This is a genomic window from Undibacterium cyanobacteriorum (assembly GCF_031326225.1).
In the GTDB taxonomy this organism is placed as follows: Bacteria; Pseudomonadota; Gammaproteobacteria; order Burkholderiales; family Burkholderiaceae_D; genus Undibacterium; species Undibacterium cyanobacteriorum.
The window spans coordinates 1,540,076-1,559,818 of the sequence record NZ_CP133720.1 but is presented as its reverse complement, the minus strand read 5'-3'; the positions used below and the strand labels follow the sequence as shown (position 1 = coordinate 1,559,818).

Genomic DNA, 19,743 nt, shown 5'->3' with positions numbered 1-19,743 from the left:
TCTTAAAAGCGCGATTATACCGCAGGCCTGCTGCGCGTTTTCTGAGGGACTCCCGAGTGATGCATGATTGGCAATCCTGAAGCCATTCAATGCAAATAGTGATGCAGATTCAATCAACTTGCTGATTGAGCCAAGCTTGCGCCTCGGAAATGGTTAAGTCGAGCACTTGTTTGATTTCGAGAAATAACTTTTCTACCCTCTGCTGCCCTTCCTCCGTTTGCGCATCATTCGCCTTCAATGCGCCTTCCAATTCGCGCGAAACACCAACAAAAGCTGTCGCTCCCAATGTTCCCAATGAACCGCGCATCGTGTGAAAAGCGCGTGCCGCTTCATCGATGTTGCCGGCACTCCATGCTTCCCGCCCTTGAAGGTATTGCGACTCACCTTTGGCAATCATATTCTTGATCAAACCGATAAATGTCGTGCGATAGCTAGGGTTGCCCTCACAAAATGCCATGAAGCGATTCGGATCAAAATACAGAGAAAGCGTCGCTGGCTCCGCTAGTCCATCCTCTTTCTCTGCCCTTGCCGCCGAAATTTCTTCTTTCGTTTCTTCTTTAGTTTCTTCCGTCTTGAGATCAATACCACGTCGTTTCAGATGGGCTTCTAAGGCCCGTTGCAATTGACTTGCCTCAAGTGGTTTGCTGACGTAGTCATCCATCCCGGCCTGCAAGCACATTTCACGATCACCATGCATGGCCGCTGCCGTCATTGCAATAATACTTGGCTGCGTGATGGCGGCCCGACGAATAATCTTGGTGGCATCCAAGCCATCCAAGTTCGGCATATGAAGGTCCATCCACACGATGTCATAGCCCATCCGCGCGGACTCAGCTGCCATCACAGCGTCGACTGCTTCACGTCCATCGTTGACGGTACGTGCCTGATATCCGAGCCGCTCCAACATCATGCTCGCCACTTTACGATTGGTCGGATTATCATCAACGATCAACATTTTTTGCGGGAACTTCTGTCCTAAGCTTTGCATGCCCACGGTGCTTGCATTCGTGCTTGGACTAGGCTCGGTATCGTCTGTATCGATCAGCAAGGCTCGCAAAGCATCTAATAAACCCTGCTCTTTAACGGGTTTCAACAAATAATGATCAAACACATCTTGCGTCGATTGTTCCCGACTATCAATATGTTTACCGCACATAATGAAGGGCGTATTTTGCAACTGCGTAGTTTGCTTGAGACGTTTCCCCAATACGATGCCATCGATGGCTGGCATATGAGAATCGATCATCACCACATCAAAGTCATGCCCGGCTTGTAGCACCTCATCCAGTTGCGGCATCGTCTGCACGCTCTGCACCTGCATGCCCCATGACTCTAAGCGTTGACGGTAAATGCGCAATGCTTCCGCATGATCATCGATTAACAGCACAGCCTTCGCGCTCAAAGCTTCGCTACTCAGAGTGATTTGACTTTCTTGCTCGCTGACCGGATGTGCATCAATGCTCACCGTAAAGCAACTGCCTCTACCCAACTCGCTACGTAACTCAATATCCCCACCCATTAAACCAGCGAGTCGCTTGCTGATAGCGAGCCCCAATCCGGTGCCACCATATTTACGCGTGGTTGCAGCATCAATCTGCGTGAACGCTGCAAATAAACTGTCAATTCTATCCTCAGGAATGCCGATGCCAGAATCACGCACCTCAATCAACAGTTGACTACCTCTAGGGCGTTCTTGCATTTTCACGCTGACCATGACCTCACCACGTTCGGTGAACTTCACGGCGTTACTCACCAAATTCAAGACAATCTGCCGCACTCTCGTGACATCACCAAGGATCAAATGTGGCACAGCATCCTCGATCTCGTACAGAAGCTCTAAATCTTTTTGGTTGGCGCTACCTGCAACCAATGCGAAGCTTTCTTCGATCACGGTTTGCACTGAGAGTGGTTCGCGCTCTAAGCTCATTTTTCCTGATTCGATCTTAGAGAAATCAAGAATGTCATTGATAATCGTCAGTAGCGCATCGCCAGAGCTTCGTATCGTATCGACATAATCACGTTGCTCGGCACTGAGCTCAGTGCCGCTCAAAAGATCCGTCATACCGATCACGCCATTCATAGGCGTCCGAATCTCATGGCTCATGGTCGCCAAGAATGCAGCTTTTGCATTCGCCGCTTGCAGAGCTTGTTCGGTTTGATGCTCAAGATCTTTGGTGCGCTCTGAGACCCGCTCTTCTAACAATGCATTTTGTGCGAGAAGATCATTACGTGCTTGCTGCAAAACCTCTGCGGTATTTTCCAATTCATTACTGATTTGACGGAACTCAGCGAAATTGGTCTTCAGAAAATCTCGTTCCAAGTTTCCCTGTCCGAGCCGCACAGTAGCCGCCGCGATCGCACTAATGCTCGAATTCAAACGGCGCGCGAACCAAATCGCAAAAACAGAAGCCACTGCAGCAAGCGCAATCGCCAAGGCAACCGTGCGCTGACTACGTTCACGAATCACATAACTAAAATCCTCTGCTGGAGCTGCGATCACCAAACGCCAATCAGGAAAATTGACATCGGCACGTCGACTATTATTGCTATTTACGCCGCTCTGATTCAAACGTAAAGCATGGGCCAAGATCAATTGATCGCCCTGCATAAAATCGAAGTTGACGCAGGCACTCTGGGGCGGGCACCGCTTATCTTGACTAGGTTTGTTAGATAACTTTTTTGATGCGAGGAGATCGGCATCCTTGCGCGAAAGACGCATTGCTTCGGGAAGATTGCGCATCGCATCGCGAATCAGAGAAGTATTCGCGTTCTCCGCCAAGATGCGCGGAACCTCAATCGATCCAACAATATCTTCTTTAGTCGATGAGGCAACGATCGCACCATTCTTATCTACAATAAAGGCAATCGCATTCGGACTAATTTGCAGATTTTGCAGGGATTCACTCAAAGAGCGAAATGCCACATCGAGTGCAAGCACACCGGCGATCTCACGCTTTTCGTTGCGAACCACAATGGTGTGGCCGATTTGTAATTGATTGCGGGAGAACGATGGATACACGTCCGTCCAAGCACGTCGATCGACGCCGCGCCCATCTTTGTCCGCGGCAGCTAAGGCGGCGGCAAACCACGGCCGTTGCTGCGGAATGTATTCGGTTCTATCAGTACCGTCATTTTGGCGACGATCAAGCGGTTTCGTGCTTCGATAATGCGTGCGACGTGCTTCGTTAGGGTTTTGCACCAAAACCTGTGGCAGGGCATCATCCTCATAGACATCGATTGCCCGATAACCGCCACTGATCGGCGCATAGGAAACGAATTTAACAAGGCGCATGCCTCGCATGGCGCCCCAAGCTACTTCCTCGAAGCGATCCATGGAGGTGAAATTACGCGGATCGGGTTCACCGCCGACGGCATCACCATAGCTCGAGAAAAAATCCATCAAACGGCTGGGCTCTGCCAAATCATTATCTGCCGCATCGCTGGCACGCAAGCTCGCTTGTATCATCACACCATGCGCGGCCTCAACCGCTGTGCGCTGAGCCGAGCGATAGGAAAACCACGTGATCAACAGAGCGGGCAATAGAACCAACAAGCCCACTGCGAGTGGTAAAAATAGTTTAAGGCGAAATGTTTTCACGGCGCGACACTATGAGGAACAGCAAGGATTCCAGTGATATTTCAGTATCTTTCCGGAAGTGCTTAGTGTCAATCAATATTTTTGCTTTTAGGCAATATTTGTTACATCTGCGTCGGAATTAAGTGCGAGTTAATAGTTTGTTTTATCAGAATAATCAGAAGAATCAAAACTTAGTTCTTGCTCTTCAAAACAACATTCAGAGGTGCCTTGAGCATGTCTTATCAAAAAAAAGCGCATACATCGCGTATGCGCTTAATTCCAATATCGATATCCGCTCTACTTTCTATTTGCTGGATTTACGACGCGCTATGACATCGCTGCGCCACTCCTCGATGCGCGCTTCGTCACGTAGAATTTTTGAACCTGGATCGATGGTATAAACCACATTGACTGGTAATGACAACTCGCCCTTCCCTTGCTTCATTGCCACTCTGTGTACTTTGCCATTCACGCTGACTTCCACTGGCAAAGGAAATTCGGTGCCATCAGCAACCTGCCATTGCAAAAGCAAACGATGCGCTTCGCGCGTGCTCACCAATTTTGGCAATGACGGGTTCATCAAATAGGATTTGAAGAACCAAGACCAATCTTTACCAGTGAGTTTATTAACAATGCTGATGTACTCTTTGGTCGTGCTATAACGCGGCTGGAAGTTGCCAGGTTTGGGGTCATCACGGCCATATACCAACTGGCGAATCGATTTGAAAAATAGTTCATCGCCAATCTGTGAACGAAGGGTGTGTAGCATTAAAGACCCTTTGAAGTACACATCATTACCAGGTCCATTCGAGACCTCATGTTCACTCATAGAATGGCCGGTCACCACGGGGAATTTATTGACGATGCGATTGCGCTGTTCGAATAAACCAACCTGATAATCCCGTTCACCGCGCAAGTATTGCAAATACAAAGGTTGCATATATGACCCAAAGCCTTCATGCAACCAGAAGTCATCCCAATTCTCATTCGTCAATTGATTGCCAAACCATTCATGCGAAAACTCATGATGCAGCAACCAATCGTAACCATGGGGTGATTTAATAAACTCGTTACCGTAGGCATTCACAGTTTGATGCTCCATACCTAAATGCGGTGTCTCAACCACACCCATTTTTTCATCACCAAAGGGATAAGGTCCAATTCGGCTTTCGAAAAAGTCGAGCATCGGTGCAAACTCTGCAAATAGGCCTTCCGCTTTGGCTTTATTGGCTGGCAAATACCACATCTTCAAGGGAATCGTATTCCCAAACCGACTTTTATACTGTCCTTCCATGAGTGAATAGGGGCCAACATTGATTGAGATCCCGTAGGTACTAGGCATACGAGCCAGCCAATGATAGGTGCGCCAGCCGTCTTTTTCTTCCATGCCTTTACTGATGCCATTAGCGGCGACGACCAATGGAGCGGGCACAGAAAAATGCAAACTCATCGCATTTGGTTTGCCCATGGGGTGATCAATACATGGCCAAAATAGGTCGCAGCCTTCCCCTTGTACGGCCGAAGCAATCCATGGCTCGCCAGTCGGTGTTTTAGTCCAAACGAAACCGCCATCCCAAGGCGCACGCTGGGCAATGCGAGGCACGCCGTGATAACGGATCTCGAGATCTGCCACCTCGCCAGTTTTCAAGGTCTGCGGCAATTGAACGCTTAATCGCCCCTCGGGATTGCTCACGGCCGACATCGGAATATCAACAGCATTGACACGCACCGCATCGATAGGAAGATTCTTATCGAGTTCAACCACCAAGCGCGTCAAATTTGACTTAGCCTTGAATTTCAAAATGGCTTTGCCCGTGATACTGCGCGTCGCAGGATCGATTTTCAAGCTCAAATCGGCATGCTCGAAAATAACCGCCAATTGCTCTTGGGTTCTCTCTGTTCCCGAACTCATGGTAAACGCAGTTGGTTGAGACGGCGACGGCAAGGTTTGGTCAGCAGACTGTGCTTGTACACCTCCACTTGCGAGAGCCATCGCGAGCGAGAGCATCATTTGATTACGAGGGAACTGAGTTTTCATGAAAATACCTTCAAAAGTTTTACGAGTCCGGATCAAAAAAGTTAAAACCAAGCAATTGATTGGCAGCACAGCGTCACGGAACCTGAGCACTATAATCTGTCACTGATAGCATGTCACTGCGAGAAGCCGCCGGGCAAGTCGCAGTTCTTTTAAAAATCAGAACTCAGACCACAAAAGTGCTGTAGGAGTTCCAAGCCCAAGCTTTCCATTTTTGATTGCCTCACTCATTCACTCCGTCGCACGCACTGCCAATGCAGCGCAGTCCATGGCATACTCTTATCTGTCCTTGCATCGTACTGATCAACATACTGGCTCATCAAACGCATTCCATGTCCACATTTGCCTTCCACAAGCGCACTGCACAAAACATTTCACCGAAATGGCTACGAATACTGATCTGTTGTTTGATCTCCATTACAACCTTACCTGCAGCTGCCGATACGTTTCAGCTACCGCGTGCGGTCGAGTTACAACTCAAAAAATCAGATTTACCAGCAACATCACTTAGTGTTGTGATCATGCCCGTCGCTGGCGAACGCGCCGTGTTGAGTCATCAAGCAGATCGCTCCTTTACCCCTGGTTCTAGCATCAAGTTGATCACCAGCTTCGTGGCACTCGACAAACTCGGCCCACAATTCAAATGGAAGACTCAATTTCTGAGCGATGCACCGATTCAAAACGGCGTACTCAAAGGCAATTTATATCTGCGTGGTGGCGGCGACCCCAACCTCACGTTTGATAAATTTTCCTTGATGTTACGGGCTTTACGCCAACTCGGTCTGCAGGAGATCCAAGGAGACTTAATACTTGATCGAAATTATTTTCAACCAACTCGCCCTGAATTAGGTGCCCCTGCATTCGATGAGAATCCAGAGTCCTATTACAACGTCATTCCGGACGCCTTGCTCCTGCATAGCAACATCACGGGTTTGGCGATTTCAAATGACAACAAAGAACGTGCGAACGAGGCTGGCGTCAATGTTCAACTCCTCACTCCCCACGACAATCTGGTCATTCGAAATCAACTAAGCTTGAATAACAAGCCCTGCAGTGAGTGGAAATCACTTTGGCAAACACCGACCACTCGTATTAATGAGCAAGCACAAATCGAAATGACGCTGAGTGGAAGTTTTCCGAAGAATTGCCAAGCTTCGACCTACCTCAACCTGGTCGAGCGCAATGCCTACATCGCGAGTCAATTTAGCGCTTTGTGGAAAGAGTTGGGAGGAAGCTGGCAAGGCAAAGTGTTTGAAGGAGCAACACCGATAAACGCCAATGTAATACACGAGAGATCTTCGGAAACCTTGGCTGATACGCTACGTATTATCAACAAGAATTCCGATAACGCAATGGCGCGCATTGTGTACTTGACCATCGGTGCAGAATCGCTGGCCGCACGAAATTTTCCCGAGACAAAACAAGCAGCCTTTGCAGAAATCAAAAATTGGTTTGCACAAAATGGCCTCAGTTCCGAGGGCATCGTGTTCGACAATGGTGCCGGACTATCGCGCATTGAACGCATCAGTGCCAATCAAATGGCGAGCGTTTTAAAAATCGCCGCCAGCAGTATGTGGTATCCAGAATTCGCCGCGAGCTTGCCCATCGCGGCGGTCGATGGCACCATGAAAAATCGCTTGAAGAGCAGCACTGCTGAGGCTCGCGCTCGCATCAAAACGGGCACCCTCAAGAACTCTCTAGCAGTTGCTGGCTATGTGCGCGATAAGCAGCAGGTCGATTGGATTGTTGTTGCTTTTATCAACACAGCCGACGCCAGCGCGGGTCGTGGTCGTCCAGTACTCGATGAAATCATTGAGTGGATTGCAAGCGGCCAAGAAAATGAATAAACGCTAGCGCCGGACAAGCATAGCGCCATCTGCAATTTCATCCCCTTTTTTTGTCATTTCGTCGCAAATGGCTCGCGTGTAGGTCGCCTGATGATTAAAGTCACCCTATCTTAATTTGCTTAGTTCAAAGCAATACACCAACGATGAAGAGGTGACAAAATGAATATTGACCGCACCATTTATTGGGATTTGGCGCTCGTCAGTGCCTTGGTTTCGGCACTCTGCTTGGTTTTGATCGGCGTCGTGCTTTTTTAAGGGAAATGCAATGTTAAGCTTTCTGCTATGGATTTTATTGCTGATCGTTTGCTGGCCTTTAGCCTTGTTGGCGCTCGTACTCTATCCGCTGGTATGGCTTATCTGCTTGCCCTTCCGTTTAGTCGGCATCGCTGTTGATGGCGTCTTCGAATTATTGCGTGCTATTGTGATGCTGCCTGCACGAGCTCTTGGCAGCAAACGCTAGCACCTATCGAACCGTGGTTGAACAGAACGAAAAAGGCTATTGCTTTGCAGCTAGCCCATGAAATGAGTTGAAATAAGTTGAAATGAATTGAAATGAATTGAATGGTTCAGTGGGGAAGATTAAACAGGTCCTGCAGTTCATCCACCCAATCTTCAGCATCGTGCACACCGATTCCGAGAAATTGCCGAACCGATTCGCCAGCCTTGTACCACTCCGCTGAATTTTCCTGACCTTCGTACTTATGGATCGCATACTCAGCTAAGGCCGTCAGTGCAACCAAGCCACGGATAGATTCTTCCGTCGCGGTGTCTTCTAAACTGCTGTAATCATGATGCAGCAGAATTGCGGTCGAGACTTGTTCTGGCAAACCCCAAGTACGTGCCATCAAAGACCCAATCGATGCATGGTTGGTGCTGTGAAATTCATCTTCAATCTCCGTCAAACCGCGATCGAACGAAGCATTCGCTTTTTTCCATGTCTCAGCGTAGCTCGGAAATCGATCAATCAAGATCGGAACGCCGATATCGCAAAACAAACCGAAAGTATGAGCAACGTCTGAACTTACTACAGGCACGCGTCGCACCATGGAGCTGAGTGCCTGCGCGCGTTTCGAAGAAATATCCCAAAACTTCCGCATGGTCGTCGCCTGTGTCGCGAAAGTCTGACGCGCGATAATGCCCGTCATCACCATCTCGGTTTGACGCATGCCAAGTAAATCCACCGCATGGTCAACCGATTGTGCTTTCAAACGCAAGCCAAAGAATGAAGAATTCGCCAGCTTCATCAGCGAGGCAGCCATCGACACGTCATTAGCAATAATTCGTGCCAAATGGCGCGGATTCGGATCGTCCTTGTTTAATTCCTTCTGCATCTCGACCAATAAACTGGGCCGAGGTGGAATCCGAATAGTGCTGACCAAGTTATCGAGCGACTTCTTATCGGCCACCACTTGCTGAACTTGTTGAATCATGAGCAAAAAGTTAAAAAGTGAAGATGCACGTGAACCAGCATTCTCACGCCATCTCTTGGATCAATTAATTTAATAGCATGACGAGCAAAAAGGCTTCGTACTGACGACTTAGAAACATCTGATATTAGACATTATTTCCACACGGAAATCAATTAATCCCTCGCCTTAGAATTAACTTTTAGTTCATTTATTTGTTATTTCAACACTCAGAAAAATGCTCTAGACGATGCCCGCCCTAACTCAGTATTACTTCAAAGGAATCGGAATGGCACGATCAACCGGTACCGCTGTCACGCTATTTTGCGGTGAGCCATCAATCAATTTGTCAGAGTAAGTCAAATAGACCAAAGTATTACGCTCTGCATCCACCATACGCACGATCCGTAATTTTTTGAAGAGAATCGATAAGCTTTGATTGAAGACTTCCTCTTGCTGTTTGATCGGTTTTTCAAAACTAATCGGTCCTACTTGGCGACATGCGATCGAGGCTTCTGCTTTGTCTTCGGCCAGTCCTAATCCACCTTTAATGCCGCCCGTTTTTGCACGCGACACATAACAGGTCACACCCTTCACTTTAGGATCATCGTAGGCTTCGACGACGATTTTATGGTCTGGGCCAATCAAAATAAAAGCTGTGTCAACGCTGCCGACTTTTTGTGCTTGAGCATTGGCTCCGAATAAACCAAAGCCCATTAGCATCATCATGACGATCGTCTTTTTGAGTCGCATATCTATTATCCTTAAGAACGAATTACTGAATTTGAATCGCTGAATTTTAAAACAGCATAGCCTAATCATTTCGCTTGGTCTTAACATCGGTCAAATGGCGCTATCTTTCCACATTGTGCGCTGCGGTGTTAGAATCTCGCCTCATGAAAGCATTTTCTCCATCTAAACTATCACGTCGCCTGATTATCGCGGTGTTATTCCTCTACGGATTAACGCTCGGTATCGCTACTGCTGCGCCAGTGATTAATAGTTTGAATGGTGAAGGCATTTCGATGATTTGTACCAGCACCGGCGTTAAATTCGTCACGGCCTCAGGCAAAATCGTCGATGGCAAAACGAGCAGTCATACACTCGATTGCTCTTTCTGTATGCCCAGCGCAATTACACCAAGCTTGCCGCAAATCGACGCTGCACCTCCAGTGCATGCGCTTTCCTACGCCACACAAAGCATTCCTTCGGCGCGTTTAGCCGCCATTGTTTCAGCACCACTTCCACCTCGCGGGCCACCCGCTCTCAACGCCATCTGATACTAAATTCGCCTCAATTTTGTATTGAGGCTTGATGTTTGGGATCGCTCCCATTTCTGATCATTCGCTTCCACAAAGAACTCATGTTTTAGCACGCGAACTCGCGTCTTTGCTTCTTCGAACCGCGCTTTGATCAGGCATCTATCAAAAAATTTATAGCCTTTTCATCTCCATTTATCGCTTCCCACCGAAATATGAAGGGTAGTCTCGATGAAGATTAAGCGCTTGATTAAATGTTTCGTCCACGACAACAATGAGAACCATATGAAAACTTCTACACCCCAAACTTTACGTCGCACTGCTCTAATCATCGCACTGTCCACAGCATTTCCAGCCTTTGCTAGCGAGAATAATAACGATCAAGATCCGCAAAAAGCGAAAGCTGAACGCGTCATCATCAAAGGCGATAAGCCGACTACCCTACCAACTGAAATCCCTACGACAATCGAAGGCATCAATGCTAAAGCGATTGAAACCACAATCAATGCACTCGATGCAGAAGACGCTTTGAAATACTTGCCTAGCCTGTTAGTGCGTAAGCGTTACGATGGCGACTACAACCACGCTGTATTAGCAACACGTGCTTCAGGCACCGGTAATAGCGCACGCTCTATGGTGTATGCCGACGGCATTTTGTTATCGAATCTGTTAGGCAATGGTGCGGGCTTTACACCACGTTGGGGCTTGGTAACGCCAGAAGAAATTCAACGCGTTGACGTTTTATATGGCCCGTTCTCTGCTGCCTACGCGGGCAACTCGGTCGGCGCGGTCGTCGACTATGTCACTCGCATGCCAGAAAAATTTGAGGGCCATGTCAAACTTGCCGGCTTCACTGAAAACTTCCAAGAAGTCGCCACGGATAAGCGCTATAGCGGTCATCAACTGAGCGCCAGCCTTGGTAACAAACAAGGTGCCTTTTCCTGGTGGGTCAATGTGAATCGCATGGACAGCGATAGTCATCCGCTGGTATTTACCAACAAATTATTGTCGGCAGGTACGGTAAGTACGGCGGGCAAGCCGGTTACCGGCGCAGTGGCAGGCCGTAATCCACAAGGTTTGGACTGGTGGCTAATCGGCGCCACCACCCAGTATCACACTATTCAAGATCACGCCAAAATTAAACTCGCTTATGAAATCACGCCGACCGTGCGTGCGAGCTACACCTATGGTATTTGGCGCAATGATATGAATAGCACAGCTGATAGCTATTTACGCGATGCGAGTGGTGCAGCGGTGTATAGCGGCGACGTCAATATCGCAGGACGCAAGTTCACGATTAACCCAACCGATATCGCCAATAGCAAAAATGATTTGCAACATGTGACCCATGGCTTGAGCGTAAAAAGCAATACCAAGGGTGAATTTGATTGGGAAGTCGCAGCAAGCTTATATGACTATCAAAAAGACATCGCTCGTGCACCAACAGTCGCCATTCCTGCGGCCGACACAGGTGGCGCTGGACGCATCACCGATGGCAGCGGCACAGGTTGGAACACCTTGGCACTCAAAGGAATCTGGCGTCCTAACACCGAGCACACAGTAGAGTTTGGTTACCAACGTGATGCCTACAAATTGCGCACCTTGGTATCCAACACCACAGATTGGATCAATGGCCCAGCAAGCACACGCTTCTCAGCTTTCCAAGGTAACTCCGAACTCTCAAGCTTCTATGCACAAGATGCTTGGCGTATCAACTCCGACTGGAAAACCATCATCGGCGGCCGTTTCGAACAGTGGTCAGCACATGACGGCGCATTGTCTAATGCGACGACGACTTTGCCGTTTGTAAAACGCGATGAAAATGCATTCTCACCTAAAGCAGCATTGGCATATCGCGCCAACGATGATCTCACGTTGAAAGCATCGATCGGTCGCGCGGTGCGTAATCCTACGGTTTCTGAGTTGTATCAAGGCACCGTATCAACACAAACCATCGTCAATAACGACCCTAATCTGAAAGCAGAAAAATCCTGGACTAGCGAGTGGAGTGCGGAACAATCTTTAGACAATGGCAAAGGCTTGTTGCGCACAACCTTCTTCCATGAAGATACAAGCGATGCACTGTATTCACAAACGAATACCTTGGTGACACCAAATATCACGAATATCCAAAACGTTGACAAAATTCGCACCAATGGCTTAGAAATCGCCTACCAAGCGAGTGATGTGTTCGTGCCAGGTTTGGATCTTGCTTCAAGCATGACTTATGCCGACTCCATCATCACTAAGAATGATAAGTTTGTGAAGAGTGTCGGTAAATGGCAGCCACGGGTACCAAAATGGCGCGCTAACTTTGTGGCGAGCTACCGCGTCGATGAACAATTATCGACGACTTTGGGCATTCGTTACAGCGGTCGCCAATATGGCTCCCTCGACAATAGCGATGTCAATGCATTCACCTATTTAGGCTTTTCCAGCTTCCTGGTGGCAGATTTACGCGTGCGCTACAAGATCGACAAGCAATGGACTGCAGCGGTCGGGATTAACAATCTCAATAACAAAAAATATTGGGCTTTCCACCCATACACGCAGCGTAGCTTAGTTGCGGAATTGAAGTTCGACTATTAATCGATCGTTTAAAAGAGTCTGGTGCCTCCATTTAGTCACCAGACTTTTTTCTACAGCGAGCATTCACCATCAATTGATTGGAAAGCAGCAATGGCAACAGAAAATAAGACTAGCAGTTTGTTACCTCAACTATTTTGGCGCCTCCATTTTTGGTCGGGGTTGGTTACTGCACCCATCGTTTTATTCGCTGCATTTTCTGGTCTTCTCTACATTTTCACACCTCAAATCGAAGCATGGCGACACGCCTCACTCGACAGAGCGAATGCGATCGCACCTGTGCAAAGTCTGGACCGGCAAATCGCTGCTGCACAACAAGCATTCCCCGGAAAAACGATTCGCAGCATCGTTCCTAGCGTAGACACAGAGCAAACCACACAAATCTTCTTTGGTGAAAAGAAAAAACGCGCTGCACAGAGCGCAGGCGCGCAGAAAGCAAAGTCTACGATGGCCAATGGCTCTGACGGCAAAAACGATACTAGTGAAGAACACGCGCAACATCAACACAATAGCGCCAACAAAACAGCATCCGCATCAAGTGCCTCCACCTCATCACTTCCCTTCATCGCCTACGTCAACGCAGGCACGCTCGAAGTTCAAGGCAGCATTGCCGAAGAGGGTCGCTTTAAAGAGTGGGCTCGAAAGCTTCACTCTACTTTCCTACAAGGCGAAAGCTGGCGTTGGCTGATCGAATTGGGAGCTTGCTGGATGCTCTTCATGCTAGTGAGCGGCGTGTATTTATGGTGGCCGCGTGGCAGTGCCAACTGGCGTAGTGTGTTCGTGCGAGATCGTCGAGATCCCAGCACCAACAACAAATCGCGTCGTGATTGGCGTTATTTTCACAGCATCGTCAGTATCAGTAGTTTACTGCTAACCTTCACTATCATCATCACCGGCATCACATGGGCCAAGTATGCAGGCGACAATTTCCGTCAATTACAATCCGCTTTAGGACAAAGTTCTCCTAAAGCACCGATGCAATTGCGTTCAACACCAAACGAGCACGCTCCCCTTAGCGCCCAGGCGATTTACGACATCACCCAGAAAAAAGTACCCGGCATACAAATGCAATTGACGCCACCTAAAACCGACCACGGTGTTTGGCGCATAGAAAGCTTTGATCGCACCCAACCAGCTAAGCGTTTTCAGATGAGTGTCGATGCCTATTCAGGAGAAATTTTGTACTTCTCGGGCTGGCAGGATCTTCCACTATTAGCCAAAGCAACCGCCGTTGGCATTCCCTTTCATCGCGGTGAATTTGGATGGTGGAATCAAGCGCTATTAGTGGTGGTTGCACTCTCCGTGATTTTCGCGGTCATCTCAGGTTTCGTGATGTGGCTCAAACGTCGCAAGCCTCAAACAATCTCAGCACCGAAGGTTTCAAACAAAAGCCTACGCGCTGTGCCATTGCTCTTATGGATCACGCTCGCGGTGTTTGCTTATGCTTTACCGGTGTTTGGTATCAGCCTAGTAATTTTGATTGTGGTGGAAATCCTCACCGCCTTGATTCGTTCCAAAACATCGAAAGAAGCCGCAGCATGAAATACGTATTACGTCACTTCAACTCCATCAAATGCTTGCTCAGCGCCGTTTTGCTGTGCCTGACAATGCCCGGCATCACAGGCTGCGACAAGCTACCGCCGAGCTACAATGCTATCGACATTACCGGGGCCGATGCCTACCGTGATTTTCAGTTGAGAGACCCACAAGGGAAAACCCGCAGCCTACAAGATTTTCGCGGCAAGTATGTCTTGGTCTTTTTTGGGTTTACACAATGTCCAGCGATTTGCCCTACAGCGTTAGCGCGCGCTGCAGCCATGAAACAGCAAATGGGCAAAGACGGCGAACGTTTGCAAGTGATTTTCATTAGCATAGACCCAGAGCGCGACACACCTGAGCTGATGGCGGAATATACCAAAGCCTTCGACCCTAGCTTCATCGGCTTACGCGGCAACGAACAAGAAACTAAACAAGTCGCGGATGAATTTAAAGTGTTTTACGCCAAAGTCAAAACCGGAAGCGACTATACGATGGACCACTCCACACTAAGTTACTTGTTTGATCCCAATGGCAAAATTCGCCTCGCTATGCGGCATGAGCACACTGCTGAGCAGTATGTGGCAGACATTAAAACCTTAATGAATCACCAGTAAAACGACTCACCCACCCAAACGGAGAAATTTTCATGAAACTGACATTCAAAAAAATCTTAGCCCAAACTATCGCTGCAATATCTATCACGACCGCCATGAGCTTCACTGCGCACGCGCAGGTCGCCGTCAAAGATGCCTGGGTACGCGCCACAGTGGGTCCACAAAAAGTAACAGGCGCCTTTCTGCAAATCACTGCAACCCAAGATGCAAAACTCGTCGCGGCGCAATCGGATGCAGCGAAAAAAGTTGAATTACACACGATGGAAATGGATAAAGACGTGATGAGGATGCGCGAAATCGCAAGTCTCGATCTGCCAGCAGGCAAAACTGTCGAACTCAAACCTGGTAGCTATCACATCATGCTCATCGATCTCAACAAACCAGTAAAAGAAGGCGATACGGTGGCCATCACTCTTGTCATCGAAAACAAAGACAAGAAACGTGAAAACATCGAAGTCAAAGCCACGGCCAAATCTTTGACAAGCTCTTCCCACAAAATGTAATAGGAAAAATCATGAACAAACCGACCGTCGATCTACGCATGTTACTCACCTGCTTTTCAGTCGCCGCGATTACCGCGCTATCAGTATGGCATGCGTTCAATTTTTACTATGAGCGCATTACGCATCCCAAGCCTAGCGCAGAGACGGTTCGGTTTAATCTCAAACCTTTTGTAGCCGAACAAAAACCGAATCAGCCTGCGTCTGCAGGCCCTATCCAACAATAAGGAGGAACAACATGAAATTCGCAAAGCAAATCACGACATTCGCGTTGATCTCCACCTTGAGTTCATTCGCTGCCGCGCACGTTGGCCTTGAGCAGCCGAAAGCAGTGGCTGGTAGTTACCACAAGCTGACTTTTAAAATTGGCCACGGTTGCGAGGGCAGCGGCACACATACCGTCAAAGTCAGTTTGCCCGAAACGGCCATGGGGGCTAAACCTATGCCCAAAGCAGGTTGGAAAATCGACACCACGATCGCCCCGCTGAGTAAATCCTATACTTCACATGGCAAAACTATAGAAAAAGACGTACGTGAGGTGACATGGAGCGGCGGCCTTTTGCCAGACGCTTACTACGACGAATTTTCAATTCAAGTCAAACTCGCCGACACTCCAGGCAAGATCTATTTCAAAGTCACCCAGCTATGCGAGAAGGGCCGTTGGGATTGGGTGGAAATTCCAGCCGAAGGTCAAAGCGCAAAAGGCTTGAAAGCACCAGCTCCGTTTTTAGAAGTGGAAGCGAAAGTCGCGCCGGAACATCAACATTAATCTCACATTGGACTTACGCAAAATTGCGCTAGCTAAGCGAACCAACGACGCTAGTGTCTGTTTTGCGTAAGTCCTATAACAAAAGGTTCAAACGGATTGCGACAGTAATTCAATCGAAAAAGGAAGCCATTCTATGTTCAAAATCATCTGTACCCTCATGCTCATCGCAGCCAGCTGTAGCCTCTCTGCACAACAACTCAATCCCGAACAAAAGGCGATTCAGAGTTTGATTGCCTCCACCTACGATCAGGCTAATAGTAAAGTTCAAACCTCACCTATTGTTACTGTGGCCGACTACGCCATCGCAGATTGGATACAAGGCGAAAAAGGTGGCCGCGCACTTCTCAAGAAAACAAACGGGAATTGGGAAATCACCATGTGCGGAGGCCAAGGATTAACTGTGGCGAAAAACCTCATCGAGATAGGAATCCCAACAGCGCAAGCGCATGAATTAGCAAACGCACTGAAAGCAGCAGAAACTCAATTGGATCAACAAAAAATCAAACTCTTCGACTCTTTCGGGAAAACCATTTCGCTTAAAGAAATGCAAGGCAACCACCATGCTGACCGCGCGAATAAAAATGAAAAGACCGAAAAACATCCACATCATCCTTAAACGATTCACGCGATACCTTAATAACTCAATCCATCAAGTCTATATATGAAATTCAAACAACTACCGATCGCCCTCGCGATTTCAAGCATTGTCGTTGGACACACTTTTGCACAAGAGTCTCATCAAGATAAACAGACGGTCGTCATCAGCGCCCGCCCTATCATTGAAGATGTCAAAATTGATCCCTATTCAAGCAGCGCAGCGCTCGTCACCGAAGCTCAATTGCGCGATCAGAATGCGGTCGATTTAGCTTCTGCGTTGCGACGCACGCCTGGCGTGCAAATCGCGCGTTACAATCCGGTCGGCGCCTTTGGTGGTGATCAAGGTGGTGCGGTGTTTATCCGCGGCATGGGTGTGAGTCGCCCTGGTAGCGAAATCAAAACTTATATCGATGGCGTGCCTTTTTATATGGGCGTGTGGAACCATCCTCTGCTTGACCTCTTGCCGGTCAATGGCATGCAATCCGTGACGGTCTTCAAGAGTCCACAGCCGCAAGTCAATGGAAACAACTTTGCCTCGGTCAATTTGCAAACCAAACGTGCAAACAAAGAAGGAAGTGAAGCAAACATCCGAGTTTCTGCGGGATCTTTTTCAACCGTGGTCGAACAAGCAGATGTCACTGCTCGTAGCGGCGACCTCGACTTCTCACTAGCCCAAGGCTACGCAAAGTCGAACGGACACCGCCTCAATGCGGATGGTGAATTAAAAAATGCGATGGGTAGTTTTGCCTACCGTATCGATCGCAATTGGTCGGCAAATGCGAGTTTCTTAGCCGTTGACAACCATGCTAGCGACCCTGGCGATCAAAGAACAAACTTACCCGCCGTGGCCCCCAAATATGATACTAAAGCCTCGCTTTTTTCCACGGGCGTCACGCATCAACACGACTTATGGAAAGGTGAACTCCGTTTTTACCGGAATCAAGGTGATGGCAATTGGTTACAACAAAGTGGCCTCGATGGAGACACCTTAACCCATTTCGGTATGCAAGGCCTGCGTTGGAAAGAAGAATTTAGTCCTTGGCAAGGTGGTTTCATTAACTTCGCTTTAGACCAAGACAGTCTCGAGGGTTCAGTTAAATTCAACCGTATCTCGCCCGCTCCAAGTGCAAGTTTCGCCGCCCCCACTTTTAAGGCTACATCGATCTTCCTCGGCCTGCGCCAAGAGCTGCCGATCGATCAAAACTGGCGCGCAATCCCCTCGTTTGGAATTCGCTTCAACCAACACAATCAATTTGATTCCAAACAAACGCCTACGCTTGGTTTAAGTTTGATTTCGGAGCAAGCCCAATTTTTTATACAAGCATCTCGCGGGATTAATTATCCAGGCTTAGAAACAACTGTCTTGTCGTCCTTAATTGCGCCGTTGGGAAATAGCTGGCAAAAGCTCAGTGCAGAAGAACTTGATCATCTCGAATTTGGCACAAAACTGAGTCTAAGCCGCGCAACCCAATTGGATGTGAGTCTGTTCAAAGACAAAGTCAAGAACCGCTATGTTTTCGGTTTCCCACCAGAAGTGCCGCCACCACCACAATTTTTAAACCTCGGCTCCTATGACAATCAGGGTGCTGAGGCGGCCTTGCGAACTGAAGTAAATGCAGACCTGAGTTTGTTTGCTGGCGTCACCGTTATGAACCCAAGTATTGAGCATTTACCGTACTCACCGAAACGTGCATTTACTGCTGGTTTAAATGCAAATGTCGCTGGTTTACGTGTGAGCGTCGATGTGCAAAGCCAATCCGACGTGTGGGCGCTAAACCGCCCACGTGCGGCAGGTGCAGTGAACCAAGAAAAAGTGGACGGATTTACAGTGACGAATGCCCGCATTGCCTATCCAATTCCCGCTTTAGGAAAACGGGGTGAAATTTTCCTCGCCTTGGAAAATGTATTTGATCGCGATTATGCTTATCGTCCTGGTTACCCGATGCCAGGTCGCTCTGCACAGATCGGTCTTGCTGCTAGTTTCTAAATTGTCGTATCCTGCCCTTGCAGCGGGTCTCACCGAACTCACTGCAAGGGCCGACATACCTTTCCCCGTCCACGCAATGCGCCTAGGTAATCTACGCCATGAAAAAGCGCATTTAATTTTCGAACGAGATGCCCATGAAAAGTTTTTGGAAACGCCCGGCAAACTGGTTTCGTTGGCATCGTTGGTTAGGCTACTTGATTGGCCTGCAACTGCTTGCATGGATTGCAGGTGGTTTGTTCTTTGCGATAGTTCCCTTTCAAACAGCCATCAAAGGGAAAGATCTAGTTGCCAAACCCGAAGCCATCTTCATTCAAGACTGGCATCTCGCATTACAGAAACTTCCGACCGAACACGGCAGGCTACTTGCACTTCAAAGTGTGCAGGTCCCGCAAGGCACGGCACTACGTTTGCAGTTTGAGAACAAGACCTTACTCCTTGATCAACGCGGATCACAACTAGCGAGTCCGAACCAAGCACAGATCGAAACTTTTGCGCGTCAAGCTTATCGCGGAGGTGGCGACCTTGTTCAAGCAAAACTTCTAACTCAGGTCCCAACGCAACTCGGCATGGTCAAGGAACTGGCGGGCCGACCAAACGTCTGGCAAGTGAAGTTCAAAGACGAACAAAACACACGCCTGTATTTTGACGGAAAGACGGGTGAATTTATTACTGTGCGCACTGATGCTTGGGTTTGGTATGACTTCTTTTGGCGACTACATGTGATGGACTATGCCGAAGGTGAAGATTTCAATAACACGCTACTGCGTGTTGCTACGATTTTTGCCATGTTAATGATGGTGACAGGCATCGTTTTGAGTGTGCGAAATTTATTACGTGGACGTTTCTAGCCTTTCGGCTTCTAGTAGCCACGCTCACGCGAACACATAAATCTCCAACCAAATGAAAGAAAATAATGCGAATGTCTCAAGAAAGTTCATATTAGGCAAAACAGGAAGGAACTTCACACTAATGATACTACGAACCTTCCATGAGTTAGGCCATTTGCGAGATAGACCTTCACCATTTA

General features: G+C 48.2%; 16 protein-coding genes. 12 read left to right on the top strand and 4 right to left on the bottom strand.

Annotated elements, in window-relative coordinates; all coding sequences use genetic code 11:
• Positions 1–109 precede the first annotated feature (109 nt).
• Positions 110–3,598, bottom strand: a complete 3,489-nt coding sequence (locus RF679_RS06420; protein ID WP_309483391.1) for a response regulator — start codon at positions 3,596–3,598, stop codon at positions 110–112.
• A 283-nt stretch (positions 3,599–3,881) separates the two neighbouring features.
• A complete protein-coding gene (locus tag RF679_RS06415) occupies positions 3,882–5,615 on the bottom strand; it encodes a M1 family metallopeptidase (RefSeq protein WP_309483390.1) in 1,734 nt (577 codons plus the stop codon).
• 404 nt (positions 5,616–6,019) lie between these two features.
• Here RF679_RS06415 and dacB point away from each other — a divergent pair, with 404 nt between their 5' ends.
• Both dacB and RF679_RS06405 read left to right on the top strand, forming a co-directional pair.
• Positions 6,020–7,459, top strand: a complete 1,440-nt coding sequence (gene dacB, locus RF679_RS06410) for a D-alanyl-D-alanine carboxypeptidase/D-alanyl-D-alanine endopeptidase (protein WP_309483389.1) — start codon at positions 6,020–6,022, stop codon at positions 7,457–7,459.
• Positions 7,460–7,724: 265 nt separating this feature from the next.
• Positions 7,725–7,919 carry a hypothetical protein gene (locus tag RF679_RS06405; protein WP_309483388.1) on the top strand — a complete coding sequence of 65 codons (195 nt, stop codon included), beginning with the start codon at positions 7,725–7,727 and terminating at the stop codon, positions 7,917–7,919.
• Between the two features lie 106 nt (positions 7,920–8,025).
• On the opposite strand, the gene RF679_RS06400 is transcribed toward RF679_RS06405, so the two are convergent.
• Entirely contained in the window at positions 8,026–8,889 is an 864-nt protein-coding gene (locus RF679_RS06400; RefSeq protein ID WP_309483387.1) for an HDOD domain-containing protein, read from the bottom strand.
• Positions 8,890–9,135: 246 nt separating this feature from the next.
• Positions 9,136–9,594 (bottom strand): CreA family protein, encoded by a 459-nt coding sequence (locus RF679_RS06395; protein WP_309483977.1) that lies wholly within the window; start codon positions 9,592–9,594, stop codon positions 9,136–9,138.
• Positions 9,595–9,761: 167 nt separating this feature from the next.
• On the opposite strand from RF679_RS06395, the gene RF679_RS06390 reads away from it, so the two are divergent.
• From RF679_RS06390 to RF679_RS06345, 10 genes are all read left to right on the top strand, one after another.
• Positions 9,762–10,145, top strand: a complete 384-nt coding sequence (locus RF679_RS06390; RefSeq protein ID WP_309483386.1) for a hypothetical protein — start codon at positions 9,762–9,764, stop codon at positions 10,143–10,145.
• Positions 10,146–10,409: 264 nt separating this feature from the next.
• Positions 10,410–12,713 (top strand): TonB-dependent receptor, encoded by a 2,304-nt coding sequence (locus RF679_RS06385; protein WP_309483385.1) that lies wholly within the window; start codon positions 10,410–10,412, stop codon positions 12,711–12,713.
• 90 nt (positions 12,714–12,803) lie between these two features.
• Complete coding sequence (locus tag RF679_RS06380) at positions 12,804–14,252, top strand: PepSY-associated TM helix domain-containing protein (protein ID WP_309483384.1); 1,449 nt, start codon at positions 12,804–12,806, stop codon at positions 14,250–14,252.
• Positions 14,249–14,863 (top strand): SCO family protein, encoded by a 615-nt coding sequence (locus tag RF679_RS06375; RefSeq protein WP_309483383.1) that lies wholly within the window; start codon positions 14,249–14,251, stop codon positions 14,861–14,863. The genes RF679_RS06380 and RF679_RS06375 overlap by 4 nt, the downstream gene beginning before the upstream one ends.
• Positions 14,864–14,895: 32 nt before the next feature.
• The gene (locus tag RF679_RS06370; RefSeq protein WP_309483382.1) at positions 14,896–15,366 is read left to right on the top strand and encodes a copper chaperone PCu(A)C; all 471 of its coding nucleotides are present in this window, start codon (positions 14,896–14,898) and stop codon (positions 15,364–15,366) included.
• Between the two features lie 11 nt (positions 15,367–15,377).
• Complete coding sequence (locus RF679_RS06365) at positions 15,378–15,590, top strand: hypothetical protein (protein ID WP_309483381.1); 213 nt, start codon at positions 15,378–15,380, stop codon at positions 15,588–15,590.
• An 11-nt stretch (positions 15,591–15,601) separates the two neighbouring features.
• The gene (locus tag RF679_RS06360; RefSeq protein WP_309483380.1) at positions 15,602–16,132 is read left to right on the top strand and encodes a YcnI family copper-binding membrane protein; all 531 of its coding nucleotides are present in this window, start codon (positions 15,602–15,604) and stop codon (positions 16,130–16,132) included.
• 133 nt (positions 16,133–16,265) lie between these two features.
• On the top strand, positions 16,266–16,748 hold the full coding sequence (locus RF679_RS06355; protein ID WP_309483379.1) for a copper uptake system-associated protein: 483 nt from the start codon (positions 16,266–16,268) through the stop codon (positions 16,746–16,748).
• A 45-nt stretch (positions 16,749–16,793) separates the two neighbouring features.
• Complete coding sequence (locus tag RF679_RS06350; RefSeq protein ID WP_309483378.1) at positions 16,794–18,716, top strand: TonB-dependent receptor; 1,923 nt, start codon at positions 16,794–16,796, stop codon at positions 18,714–18,716.
• A 134-nt stretch (positions 18,717–18,850) separates the two neighbouring features.
• Positions 18,851–19,564 (top strand): PepSY domain-containing protein, encoded by a 714-nt coding sequence (locus tag RF679_RS06345; RefSeq protein ID WP_309483377.1) that lies wholly within the window; start codon positions 18,851–18,853, stop codon positions 19,562–19,564.
• Positions 19,565–19,743: the final 179 nt, after the last annotated feature.

What these genes read in the sequence shown, in the direction of transcription:
- RF679_RS06415 (WP_309483390.1), bottom strand. Translation starts at nt 5,615, where the DNA reads ATGAAAACTCAGTTCCCTCGTAATCAAATGATGCTCTCGCTCGCGATG.
- RF679_RS06405 (WP_309483388.1), top strand. Translation starts at nt 7,725, where the DNA reads ATGTTAAGCTTTCTGCTATGGATTTTATTGCTGATCGTTTGCTGGCCT.
- RF679_RS06400 (WP_309483387.1), bottom strand. Translation starts at nt 8,889, where the DNA reads ATGATTCAACAAGTTCAGCAAGTGGTGGCCGATAAGAAGTCGCTCGAT.
- RF679_RS06395 (WP_309483977.1), bottom strand. Translation starts at nt 9,594, where the DNA reads ATGATGATGCTAATGGGCTTTGGTTTATTCGGAGCCAATGCTCAAGCA.
- RF679_RS06390 (WP_309483386.1), top strand. Translation starts at nt 9,762, where the DNA reads ATGAAAGCATTTTCTCCATCTAAACTATCACGTCGCCTGATTATCGCG.
- RF679_RS06385 (WP_309483385.1), top strand. Translation starts at nt 10,410, where the DNA reads ATGAAAACTTCTACACCCCAAACTTTACGTCGCACTGCTCTAATCATC.
- RF679_RS06380 (WP_309483384.1), top strand. Translation starts at nt 12,804, where the DNA reads ATGGCAACAGAAAATAAGACTAGCAGTTTGTTACCTCAACTATTTTGG.
- RF679_RS06375 (WP_309483383.1), top strand. Translation starts at nt 14,249, where the DNA reads ATGAAATACGTATTACGTCACTTCAACTCCATCAAATGCTTGCTCAGC.
- RF679_RS06370 (WP_309483382.1), top strand. Translation starts at nt 14,896, where the DNA reads ATGAAACTGACATTCAAAAAAATCTTAGCCCAAACTATCGCTGCAATA.
- RF679_RS06365 (WP_309483381.1), top strand. Translation starts at nt 15,378, where the DNA reads ATGAACAAACCGACCGTCGATCTACGCATGTTACTCACCTGCTTTTCA.
- RF679_RS06360 (WP_309483380.1), top strand. Translation starts at nt 15,602, where the DNA reads ATGAAATTCGCAAAGCAAATCACGACATTCGCGTTGATCTCCACCTTG.
- RF679_RS06355 (WP_309483379.1), top strand. Translation starts at nt 16,266, where the DNA reads ATGTTCAAAATCATCTGTACCCTCATGCTCATCGCAGCCAGCTGTAGC.
- RF679_RS06350 (WP_309483378.1), top strand. Translation starts at nt 16,794, where the DNA reads ATGAAATTCAAACAACTACCGATCGCCCTCGCGATTTCAAGCATTGTC.
- RF679_RS06345 (WP_309483377.1), top strand. Translation starts at nt 18,851, where the DNA reads ATGAAAAGTTTTTGGAAACGCCCGGCAAACTGGTTTCGTTGGCATCGT.